The sequence below is a fragment of the Mesorhizobium sp. B2-8-3 genome, assembly GCF_006440815.1.
Classification (GTDB): domain Bacteria; phylum Pseudomonadota; class Alphaproteobacteria; order Rhizobiales; family Rhizobiaceae; genus Mesorhizobium.
This window is the reverse complement of sequence record NZ_VFTW01000004.1, coordinates 286,470-296,614: the sequence shown is the minus strand read 5'-3', so window position 1 is coordinate 296,614 and position 10,145 is coordinate 286,470. Positions and strand designations below refer to the sequence as shown.

The 10,145-nt window shown below is 64.5% G+C and carries 11 protein-coding genes and 1 tRNA gene; 7 read left to right on the top strand and 5 right to left on the bottom strand.

The annotated features are described in order from the left end of the window. Window positions 1-21 precede the first annotated feature (21 nt). Together nuoB and FJ418_RS09200 are read left to right on the top strand one after the other, a co-directional pair. Window positions 22-558, top strand: a complete 537-nt coding sequence (gene nuoB / locus FJ418_RS09205; RefSeq protein WP_140864974.1) for an NADH-quinone oxidoreductase subunit NuoB — start codon at window positions 22-24, stop codon at window positions 556-558. Between the two features lie 247 nt (window positions 559-805). Next, window positions 806-2,041, top strand: a complete 1,236-nt coding sequence (locus FJ418_RS09200; RefSeq protein WP_246682981.1) for an MFS transporter — start codon at window positions 806-808, stop codon at window positions 2,039-2,041. Between the two features lie 47 nt (window positions 2,042-2,088). Here FJ418_RS09200 and FJ418_RS09195 read toward each other — a convergent pair whose 3' ends face one another. Together FJ418_RS09195 and FJ418_RS09190 are read right to left on the bottom strand one after the other, a co-directional pair. Continuing rightward, the gene (locus tag FJ418_RS09195) at window positions 2,089-2,619 is read right to left on the bottom strand and encodes a dihydrofolate reductase family protein (RefSeq protein WP_140641834.1); all 531 of its coding nucleotides are present in this window, start codon (window positions 2,617-2,619) and stop codon (window positions 2,089-2,091) included. A gap of 136 nt (window positions 2,620-2,755) precedes the next feature. Next, entirely contained in the window at window positions 2,756-3,655 is a 900-nt protein-coding gene (locus tag FJ418_RS09190) for an AraC family transcriptional regulator (RefSeq protein WP_140864972.1), read from the bottom strand. 172 nt (window positions 3,656-3,827) lie between these two features. Between FJ418_RS09190 and FJ418_RS09185 the strand changes: the two genes are divergently transcribed. After that, entirely contained in the window at window positions 3,828-4,781 is a 954-nt protein-coding gene (locus FJ418_RS09185) for an aldo/keto reductase (RefSeq protein WP_140864970.1), read from the top strand. A gap of 542 nt (window positions 4,782-5,323) precedes the next feature. Here FJ418_RS09185 and FJ418_RS09180 read toward each other — a convergent pair. Continuing rightward, complete coding sequence (locus tag FJ418_RS09180; RefSeq protein WP_140864967.1) at window positions 5,324-5,968, bottom strand: hydrolase; 645 nt, start codon at window positions 5,966-5,968, stop codon at window positions 5,324-5,326. A 154-nt stretch (window positions 5,969-6,122) separates the two neighbouring features. On the opposite strand from FJ418_RS09180, the gene FJ418_RS09175 reads away from it, so the two are divergent. Then, window positions 6,123-7,016 (top strand): LysR family transcriptional regulator, encoded by an 894-nt coding sequence (locus tag FJ418_RS09175; RefSeq protein WP_140864965.1) that lies wholly within the window; start codon window positions 6,123-6,125, stop codon window positions 7,014-7,016. A gap of 164 nt (window positions 7,017-7,180) precedes the next feature. Next, a complete protein-coding gene (locus FJ418_RS09170) occupies window positions 7,181-7,378 on the top strand; it encodes a hypothetical protein (RefSeq protein WP_140654505.1) in 198 nt (65 codons plus the stop codon). 247 nt (window positions 7,379-7,625) lie between these two features. Here the strand turns inward: FJ418_RS09170 and FJ418_RS09165 are convergent. Both FJ418_RS09165 and FJ418_RS09160 read right to left on the bottom strand, forming a co-directional pair. Further along, window positions 7,626-7,702, bottom strand: a tRNA-Arg gene (locus FJ418_RS09165). A 188-nt stretch (window positions 7,703-7,890) separates the two neighbouring features. Then, on the bottom strand, window positions 7,891-9,381 hold the full coding sequence (locus FJ418_RS09160; RefSeq protein ID WP_140654506.1) for a HAMP domain-containing sensor histidine kinase: 1,491 nt from the start codon (window positions 9,379-9,381) through the stop codon (window positions 7,891-7,893). Window positions 9,382-9,635: 254 nt separating this feature from the next. On the opposite strand from FJ418_RS09160, the gene rpmH reads away from it, so the two are divergent. Continuing rightward, on the top strand, window positions 9,636-9,770 hold the full coding sequence (rpmH, locus tag FJ418_RS09155) for a 50S ribosomal protein L34 (RefSeq protein WP_008833937.1): 135 nt from the start codon (window positions 9,636-9,638) through the stop codon (window positions 9,768-9,770). Window positions 9,771-9,786: 16 nt separating this feature from the next. After that, window positions 9,787-10,140: a ribonuclease P protein component gene (gene rnpA, locus FJ418_RS09150; RefSeq protein ID WP_140641883.1), complete on the top strand. Its 354-nt coding sequence runs from the start codon at window positions 9,787-9,789 to the stop codon at window positions 10,138-10,140. Window positions 10,141-10,145: the final 5 nt, after the last annotated feature.

The window sequence follows — 10,145 nt, the reverse complement described above, 5'->3', positions numbered from 1 at the left end:
GCCGGGCCAAGGCACACCGCCATGCGAAAACTGCTCTTCGAAAGCCTGATCCGCCCGCCCTTGACCGAGCGCCCGCCGCAATCGAGCGACGCGGCCGTCGACGAGCTGGCACGCGCCCTCGACGGGCTTGCCCGCAAGCGGCTCGGCCGGAGTCTGTCGATCCGCGCCGTGGACGCCGGCTCCTGCAATGGTTGCGAGCTTGAAATGCACGCGCTCAACAACGCCTTCTACGACATCGAGCGCTTCGGCTTCCGCTTCGTCGCGTCGCCGCGCCATGCCGACGTGCTTCTGGTCACCGGGCCCGTCACGAAAAACATGCGCGAGGCGCTGAAGCGGACTTTTGACGCGACCCCCAACCCGAAATGGGTGGTAGCGCTCGGCGACTGCGCCAGGGACGGCGGCTGCTTCGCCGGCAGCTACGCGGTCGTCGGCGGCGTGGCGGACGTGGTGCCGGTCGACCTGCGCATTCCGGGCTGCCCGCCACCGCCGATCGAGATCCTCAAGGGATTGATCGCGCTGCTCGACGGCGCCAACGGCAAGGCGGGCGCCCGCAGCTGACGGAGACGACGAGCCCGGCAATCGCATTTTCAGTGCGAGCCGAGCCGTGCTAGGATTTCGAAGAGAGGTCCGGGCCGCAAAATTCGAGAAGCTCGATTGCGCAGGCAGCAGGCCGGCCGTAGCGGCCGCCCGCAGATTTGGTGGGGCAAAAGATGGGAGGGGGCAGTTCGGCCGTATGGCCAAGGTTGGCGTTGGCCTGCACGCAGTGCCGGAGCGCCGGGCGCGGGCCGGGCGAAAGCAGGTCTTTTTGCACGAACCAACCGATGCGCCGGCAGGCATGCCCTCCGCGCCGGACCTGATCGTTATGCGTGGCCGCTGGACGATCCTTGCAGTCCTCTTTGCCGCTCGCGCCGCAATGGCGGTGCAATTCCAGAGCATCGCGGCCATCGCGCCGGAGCTGGGGAAGACACTGAACGCCAATCTCGCCGATATAGGCGTGCTCATAGGCCTCTATTTCGCGCCGGGCATCGCGCTGGCGCTGCCGGGCGGTGCGATCGGACGTCGCTTTGGCGACAAGGCGACCGTGCTTGCCGGATTGGTCATGATGCTGGCGGGCGAGGCACTGCTTTGCATCTCGACTTCATGGAGCGTGCAAATCGCCGGCCGGCTGATCGCGGGCATAGGCGGCGTGCTGTTGAACGTGCTCATGACCAAGATGATGGTCGACTGGTTCGCGGGCCGGCAGATCGCCACGGCGATGGCGATCTTCATCAACTCATGGCCGCTGGGCATTGCCCTCACGCTCGTCGCGCTGCCGCTGATCCAGGCTGAATTCGGAATTGCGGGCGCGCAGATCGCGGTCATGGCGCTTATCGGCGCAGCCCTGGCGCTGGTGGGGCTTTTCTACCGGCCGCCAGGCCAGTCCGCCGCTCCGGTTTCAGCGCAAGACGCGCGACTTGGGCTGCCGGTCGTCTGGGCCGTGCTGCTGGCAGGCTTGATATGGGCCTTCTACAATGTCGGCTTCGCCATGATCTTCAGTTTCGCGCCGTCGATGCTGGTCGAGCGCGGCTGGTCGACGGCCGCCGCCGGCTCGGCCGTCAGCATCGTGCTGTGGCTCGCGGCCCTATCCGTTCCCCTTGGCGGCTACCTCGCGGACCGCGCGGGAAGCCGCAATGCGCTGCTTGCCGCAAGCTGCCTGGCTTTCGCTGCGCTGATTGTGCTGTTGTGGCGGGGCTCGCCAGTGCCGCCCACACTGGTTGCACTCGGCCTCGTCTGCGGGCTCCCAGCCGGATCGATCATGAGCCTGCCGGCGCGGGTGCTGGCGCCGGCGACACGAGCGCTGGGAATGGGACTCTTCTACACGGTCTACTACGCCACGATGCTGATCGCGCCTTGGCTCGGCGGCAGGCTGGCGCTTTGGACTGGCCACGCAGGCGCGGCCCTCGGCCTCGGCTCGGCGGCACTTATGGCCTGTCCGATGCTTTTGTGGGGGTTTGAACGCTGGCTGCTCGTGCAGGCCCGAACGGCGCCGCGCGCGAGCTGAGACCTTACGAATTTTCGACAGGCGGTGGCGCGCCGGACGTCGCGAGATCAGGCTGGAGCGTAGGTCAACCTGATCACATCTTCGCCGATCCGATCATGCGCCATCAGGCGGAGCGGTGGGCGGGGTCCGGCGAAATAGGGCTTGCCGTGACCAAGCACGACCGGGTGCAGGTAGATCCGATATTCGTCGATCAAGCCCAGTTCGGCGAGGCTTCGCGCCAAGTCCGGGCCGGCGACTTCGATCTCGCCGTCGCGCTCGGCCTTCAGCTTCCGCATTGCGCCCTCAAGATCATCTTCGACGAGCGTGGCGTTGGGACCTACAGACTTCAACGAGCGCGAGACGACCCATTTCGGCTGGCGCCGCCACGCCGCCGCGTAGGCAAGCCGCTCGGCATCCCACTCGGGATGCTCGTCGTCCCAATAGCGCATGATCTCGTACATGCGGCGACCGTAGACGCTGCCCGACTGCCGCTCGGCCTCCGCGATGAAGTGGCGGAAGAGCGTGGGGCTTGGCCCGAACGCCGTATGATCGACATAGCCGTCCAGCGACTGGTTCATTCCGAACACGAGCTTGGCCATTGCCTGCTCCTCACATGTATTCGCGCGATCTGATTGCGTTGTGCAATCGGTCTAGGTTAGGTCGACTGATTTTATTTTGCAATTGGTTTTGACGCGCATGAACGCCGATTTGAAACCGGTGCCGGGCAGGCTGAACTCAAGCCACCACCGCCAAGCCCGGCGAAGCGCGCAAACGGGCTATGTCGCGCGCCGGCGGTTCTCCAAAGTGGCGGCGATATTCGCGACTGAACTGCGACGCGCTTTCGTAACCTACGCGGAAGGCGGCAGTCGTGGCGTCGATGTCCTGGACCAGCATCAGGCTGCGCGCGTCCTGCAGCCTGAGCTGCTTCTGGAATTGCAGCGGCGTCATCGCCGTCACGGCGCGAAAATGCTCGTGCAGGCTCGACGGACTCATGCCTACTTCCGCGGCAAGCCGCTCGATGCTGAACCGTCCCCGGAAGTTCTTCCCGATCCAGGCGATGGCGCGGCCGACCTGGGCCACCCGACCTTGGCCGGAGGTGATGTGCCGCATCCTGGCGCCGTCCGGGCCGGCGAGCAGGCGATAGAGAATTTCCTGCTCGGCAAGCGGCCCGAGCACGGGCAGCGCTGCCGGATCGTCGAGCAGGCGCAGCAGGCGCAGCGCCGCGTCGAGCAGACCGGCGCCGGCGTCGGACACCGTCTTGCCTATGGGCGGGGATGACGCTCCCGGCGGCAGTGGCACGCGCAACGCCAAGTCCCCCAGCATGACCGGATCGAAATCGAGATACAGGCAAAGATAGGGCTTGTCGGGCGTCGCCTCGACCACACGGCCTATGGCTGGCAGGTCGTAGGTCACGACTCCATAGCGCCCCGGTGCGTATCTGAACACGCGGTCGCCCAGGGTGACCTCCTTGTGCCCCTGCGCGACGAGGCACAGTTGCGGCCGGTAAACATTCGGCATCGGCATCGTCACCGTGGAGGATCGAACAAGCGTCACACGTTCGACGGGGGTGGCGTGGAAGCCATCCTTCGCGACGTGCCGGGCAATCACGGCCGCGATTTCGGTCAGCGTTTCCATGAATCGGACCATCGCACGCGCGCGGAAGGGCGGCAATGCGAACCCGCAGCTTCTGGAGGATTGGGCAGCAATCCCGGCGCATCAGGCTAACGGTTCGACGTCGCCCCGCATCACAGTGTCAGCGGCGCCTGGTTCACAGCAAACCTGGCCGCGGGACAAGGATGGAGCAAACATGAGAACCGATGATCTGAAGATCCCCACGGTCGCACTGGGCACGTGGGCCTGGGGCGACAGCGGCGAGACTGGCAACGGCTACTTCGGCAGCCACCTGACTCAAGCTGGCCTGGAAGAGGCCGCCGACAAGGCGCACGCGGCCGGGTTCACCCTGTGGGACACCGCCCTGGTGTACGGCATGGGCCGTTCCGAAACCGTACTCGGGGAGGTCCTGAAGCGCTACGCCCGCAGCGGCTACCAGCTCTCCACGAAGTTCAACCCGCGGATCGCGGGAACCAGCGACGATCCGGTGGCGGACATGCTGCAGCAGAGCCTGGCCAACCTCGGCACCGACTACATAGACCTCTACTGGATTCACAATCCAGCCGATGTGCCGCGGTGGACTCCGCACCTCATTCCGTTGCTGAAGAGCGGGAAGGTCAAACATGTCGGCGTCTCGAATCACAACCTGAGCGAGATCAAGCTCGCCGACCAGATCCTGCGCGAAGCCGGGTTCCGGGTCGAAGCCGTCCAGAACCACTATAGCCTCCTCTACCGCAGCTCTGAGCAAGCTGGCATCCTGGACTACTGCCGCAACCAAGGCATCCCGTTCTTCGCCTATATGGTGCTCGAACAGGGCGCCTTGACCGGCCGGTACAGCCCGGAGAATCCGCTGCCGGAAGGCAGCAGCCGGGCGAAGATCTACAACGGCATGCTGGCTCAACTGAAGGCTCTGACGGACAAGCTCGCCTCGATCGGCCTGAGCCAGGGTGCAGCAGCGCCCGATGTCGCGACAGCGTGGGCGATAGCCAAGGGCACGACGCCGATCGTCGGCGTCACCAAGCCCCATCATGTCGACGGTCTGGCCCGAGCCAGCAGCATCACGCTCACCAGCGACGACATCGCGGAGTTGGAAGCTCTTGCCGACGCCGCTAACGTGAACACCCGCGGCTTCTGGGAACAAGAGATGTAAGTCTAAGCCGTCGGACCGCCGCTCCGAGCGACACGGCAGGCGATCATTTACCTCCGCGTGATGATCGCCTGTGACCGAGCAGGTTGCCGGTTGCCTCCACCTGATTGTGCAAGTGCTCCAGAACGCGTTGCGCCATTCCGCAAAGTTCCGGATCACCTGCGCTGCGATGGTTGCCTTGTCTTGCGGTAGGAACCGCTCTTAGCGTTGCTGCACCATGTCGGGCGTGTCCTGGATCGCGTAGCTCACCGCGCACCGACCCTTTCCGGCCTCTGCCTTTGGCGCCATGGGCGGCCGCGCCTAGTCGCGCCAGATGACGCTTTCGGGATCGGCCAGCCACTTGCTCAACGACCAGAAAGAGGCGCGGCGGGCCAGATCGAGCCGTTTCGGCGGAAGGCTTCACCGCTGCCGGGTCAGCCGGGGCCAGCATCCGCGCACATGATTTATCGCTGACATCAAAGGCTTTCCCGTGAGGTGAGAATGGCGAGGGCCGGCAAACGGATCGATTCCGACCCTCATCGAAATGCTCGCCATCCCGGCCGGGATCAGCCAGCTACTGGCGTGTTGAGAAGCTGCTGCTCCCAAAGATACGCGATGCCGCTGCCGCCGAAGTGCTGGATGAGAATCTCGGTCAGCTCCTCGACATGCTCGGTGCGCGCCCAATCGCGTTGCCATTCGCCAGCGAGCGCCATCACGGTCATCACGTTCGCGCCGGCCGCGATCATTCGCTGGATGGCAACTTCGTGAGACTCCTTCGAAATCCCGCCCGACGCGTCGGTGATCACGGTCGCGTCCCAGCCTTCGCCGGCGGCTTGGATCACAGGCATTGCGACGCAGACCTCGGTCCACAGGCCGGCGATGATCAGCTGCTTGCGGCCGGTCGCCTTGACGACGTTCACCACATTCTCGTCCTGCCAGGTGTTCACCCAGGTGCGATCGATGACTTCCTGGCCCGGAAATACGTCGGTGATCTGCTTGAAGGGACGTCCGCCGCGCGCCGCGATCACGCTGGTGAGAATGGTCGGAACATTGAAGGCTTTTGCCAGCTTCGCCAGCGCGGTCGTGTTGTTGACCACCATGTGCGGATCGTGGCTGTTCAGGTTTGCGAGTTGATAAGGCTGGTGGTCGATCAGAACGAGGACCGAATCTTCGGGACGAAGAAGCGAATCGAGGCCGTTACGAGGGGTCATCAAGACATCCTTTCTCTGCCGCTATGGACGGCGATGGGTTCACGGGAGACATGCGCCAGCCGGCGACGTTGCCGGGACGCAATTTGCTGTTCCTTTAGGTGATGAGGTAGTGCCGTATTCAGGTAAGCTGTGTCGCGAAATAAGGAACGACGAAATGAACATCGAAGATCTCCAGACATTCGTCGCCGTGGCCGATGCAGGGGGCGTATCGGCCGCCGCACGCCGGCTCGGCGTCTCCAAGTCAATCGTGAGCCGGCGGCTTTTCCGGATCGAGGCAGAACTCGGCGTCCAGCTTCTTGCACGAACGACCCGCGGGGCCGCGCTTACGGAAGCGGGGATCACGTTCAGAGACCACGCGGCCAGAGCCAGCGCCGAGATCGATACCGCCAGGGAAACCATCCTGCCATCCGGCGACCTTCGCGGCCGCCTGAGGGTTGCCATGCCGCTTACTTTCGGCCCGACGCACTTCGCCCCCGTGCTTGCGGAAATGGCGCGCCAGCACACGCGGCTTCACATCCAGACCTCCTACAGCGATCGCTTCGTCGATCTCATCGCAGAGGGTTTCGATTGCGCGATCCGGGGCGCCTACCTTCAGGACTCCAACCTGATCGCGCAGCGCGTCGGGCCGATCCATGGAAAACTTGTCGCAAGCCCGGATTACATCAAAGCGCATGGGTCACCGGAGACTCTGGACGAACTCGTCACCCATCAGGCCCTCATGCAGGGAACGGAAGCCTGGCAGTTCATGGATGGCAGCAAGATTGTTACGGTCCAGCCGCAGGGCAAGTTCAAGGCCGACAGCGCCACGGCACTTGCCGCTGCTGCTGCGGCAGGCCTCGGCATCGCCTGGCTCCCCGATTGCATCACATATGAATATGTGGCCTCCGGTGCATTGGTTCCGATCATGACACGCTATCCGGTACCTCCGGGGGCCGCGTATGTCGTACGCCCGCCGGGTCAGCATCCCGCGCGGAAAGTGCGGGTGCTCACCGAAATGCTGACTGAGTATTTCAAACGGAACCCGAAGCTTTGGGGTCTCGACGGCTAAGAAGCTTAGCCAAGGATCTGCATTCGACGTCGGCATTCCTTCGGCGATATAGGCCCGAATGTTCCACCTGCTGCGACACAGCTTGACTTATCTAGGTGTTTGCTAGTCTGGCAGCCGGTCGCGCGCCAGTTTAGACATTCTGGCAGCGCAGGAGAATGACGCACATGAGTTGGAACCCAGCCATCGAGCCCGGCTGCCCCGATGAGGTGGGCATCGACGCCATCGAGACCCTCATCGTCGCGCCCTGCCAGCGCCGAAGCGGCAAGCCGGTTGGCGCGCGCAGAATTGGGGCAAGGGGCGCTTCGATCTGCCGGTCGATGACCGGGATGAGCATATTCCTCTTCCGGACTGACCGGCGCTGATAAGGTGATCGCCGGACACGGCTCGGGCGGTCGAAGACGACCTGAAGACGTCCGTCTTGCGGCGCATAGCGATCATCCAACGCCGAATGCGTGAGCTCCGCCTTTGGCCAAATTGCTCATCCGAGCGTAAGCGATTCGAACTTCTTCACCGCCTAACGTCGCCATTTCTACTCATATTTGTACTTGGGCTGTCTGCCGCTCTTCGCGCCGGCGTAGTTCGGCGGCATGGAGGGCAGTTGGCGGTATTTGGCGCGCCCGAAGAGATTCGAACTCCTGACCCCCAGATTCGTAGTCTGGTGCTCTATCCAGCTGAGCTACGGGCGCGCAACAGGCCGTGCATGACACAGGCCCCGCGTTCCGGTCGAGACGGCCGGCCGCGATGTGGAGTGTTCCCTAACGACTGAATTCGCGAAAAGCAAGCCGATCCGGCAAAAGTTTTGTCGCAGGCGGTTTTGCCGGCTTTGATCGAGGCGCGCCGCTGCCGACAGGCGGCTCAGCCGGAGGTGGCAACCTCAAGCCGGGCGGCGCAGGCCGTTGCGCGCCTGGTCGAGCCGGACAGGCTGGTCGGGGATAGTGACGGCGAAGACGGTGCGGCCGCCGATCGATTCGACGAGCTCGACGGTGCCGCCATGGGCGCGGGTCAGCTCGTGCGCGATCGCCAGGCCGAGGCCGGTGCCGCCGCTGCGGGCCGAGCCGCGGAAGGCGGCGAACAGGTTCTCGCGCGCCTTGGGCGGCAGGCCGGGGCCGGTGTCGGTGACGGTGATGCGGCTGACGCTGCCATGGCGCTCGGCCGCGACCGCCAGCCGGCGCACCACCGCGCTTTCGGTGTCGGCGGCCATCGCCTGAATGGAGTTGCGGCAGAGATTGGTGAGCACGCGGAAGAGATGGTCGGAATCGGCGTCGACCTCGAAGGCGAGCTCGACGCCATTGATGAACTCGATGCCCTCCTCGATGTCGAGCAGGCCGTGCACGTCGTCGACCAGCTGGCGCAGCCTGAGCCGCCGGCGCGACGGCGCCGGCTCCTGGGTGCGGCCGTAGTGAAGCACGCCTTCGGAATAGGAGACGGCGCGGTCGAGGGCGCGCAGAAGCTTCGGCGCGAAGGCCTGCACGGTCGGGTCCTTCACCTGGCGCAGCCGGTCCGACATCAGCTGCGCGGACGCCAGGATGTTGCGCATGTCGTGGTTGATCTTGGAGACGGCCAGGCCGAGGTCGGCGAGATGCTTCTGCTCCGACAGCATCTTCTGCAGCCGGTCCTGCATCTGCGACAGCTCGCGCTCGGCCACGCCGATCTCGTCGGCGCGGTCGGCGGGGCGGATGACGCGGCCGGGATCGTCGGGCGCCTCGGAGAAGGCCAGGATCGAGCGTGTCATTGTGCGGATCGGCCCGATCATGATCAGGTCGATCGCCGCATAGACCAGCATGGCGGTGAACAGCGAAATCAGCAGCGAGACGACGGCGACGTTGCGCGAATATCGAAGCATGGCGTCGCGCAGCCTGTAGTCCGGCATGATCAGCTCGAATTCCTTGTCGCTGTCGCCGACCGGGCCGAAGACCCGCAGCATGCGCTTGCCGCCGAAGAACAGCGTGTCGAGCGCGCCGGTCATGCCGTTGACCAGGCCGACATCGGCGATGTCGATATGCTCGTCGACCTGGGGCGGCATGTCGGAAACGACGAGCAGCCGCGAGACGCCGCCGTCGCGCACGGCGATCGCCTTGGCGCCGATCGCCATCAGCACGTCGTTCTGAGCGTTATGCGACAGCGCGTTGGGCTCGCCCTGCAAGAGCACGATCGACACGGCGGCGGCGGTGCTCAACCGCTCCTTCAGCCAATTGACCCGATAGCTGGCGATCCAGGGCAGGAAGATCAGGATTTCAGCCAAAAGCACGAAGGCGATGGTGAGGAAGAGGAGCTTGGTCGACAGGCCACGCGACAGCGGCACCCGGCGCGTCGAATTCGCCGCCGGCCTTGCCTTCTCGTTCGTGGGCAGAGTTTCACTCGTCATTGACGCGCATTCACAAAGGCTTGATCGGCCAAGATTATGCGATTTGCGGCTTTTTTGCCAATTTCAACCTTGGTCCAGCAAAAATGCCTCGGGGGCACCCCGGATTGACTTCCCAAAACCTTCTTCCTATAAGCCCGCTCACGCTCGGGCCATTCGTCCCGGCGCGGTTTCGATCGCGCCTAAGCCGGCCTGGCAAAGCTCCTGTTACAGAGTGACAGAATCAAGAAGGGCCGCACCCCGCGGTATTAAAACAAATGAAGCGTACCTACCAACCGTCCAAGCTCGTCCGTAAGCGCCGGCATGGTTTCCGTGCCCGTATGGCCACCAAGGGTGGCCGTGGCGTCGTTGCCGCCCGCCGCAATCGCGGCCGCAAGCGGCTCAGCGCCTGAACGAAAGACGAGATCGTTGCCCGCAACCGGCAAGCCAAAGGGGAAAACCCCCGGGCGGCTTCTGAAACGCGCGGAATTCCTGGCTGTGCGCGGCGGCGAGAAACGCCGCGGGCGGCTTTTTCTCGTTGAAGTTCTCGACCGCGGCGATGACCTTGCGCCGCGCGTCGGCTACACCGTCACCAAGAAGGTCGGCAACGCCGTGGTGCGCAACCGCGTCCGGCGGCGACTGAGGGAAGCCGTGCGCGTCCATGCCGCCGATGACATGGCGCCCGGCAGTGATTATGTCATCGTCGGGCGTGAAGACGTGCTTGCCATCCCGTTCGGCCAGTTGAAGGCCGAGCTTTCCCGCCGGCTGCGCGGAACACGATAGGCCAA

Excerpts from the sequence above, each read along its gene's own strand:
- FJ418_RS09195 (WP_140641834.1), bottom strand. The coding sequence starts at position 2,619 with ATGGCCAAGCTCGTGTTCGGAATGAACCAGTCGCTGGACGGCTATGTC.
- FJ418_RS09185 (WP_140864970.1), top strand. The coding sequence starts at position 3,828 with ATGAGAACCGATGATCTGAAGATCCCCACGGTCGCACTGGGCACGTGG.
- FJ418_RS09160 (WP_140654506.1), bottom strand. The coding sequence starts at position 9,381 with ATGACGAGTGAAACTCTGCCCACGAACGAGAAGGCAAGGCCGGCGGCG.
- FJ418_RS09190 (WP_140864972.1), bottom strand. The coding sequence starts at position 3,655 with ATGGAAACGCTGACCGAAATCGCGGCCGTGATTGCCCGGCACGTCGCG.
- nuoB (WP_140864974.1), top strand. The coding sequence starts at position 22 with ATGCGAAAACTGCTCTTCGAAAGCCTGATCCGCCCGCCCTTGACCGAG.
- FJ418_RS09175 (WP_140864965.1), top strand. The coding sequence starts at position 6,123 with ATGAACATCGAAGATCTCCAGACATTCGTCGCCGTGGCCGATGCAGGG.
- rpmH (WP_008833937.1), top strand. The coding sequence starts at position 9,636 with ATGAAGCGTACCTACCAACCGTCCAAGCTCGTCCGTAAGCGCCGGCAT.
- FJ418_RS09180 (WP_140864967.1), bottom strand. The coding sequence starts at position 5,968 with ATGACCCCTCGTAACGGCCTCGATTCGCTTCTTCGTCCCGAAGATTCG.
- FJ418_RS09170 (WP_140654505.1), top strand. The coding sequence starts at position 7,181 with ATGAGTTGGAACCCAGCCATCGAGCCCGGCTGCCCCGATGAGGTGGGC.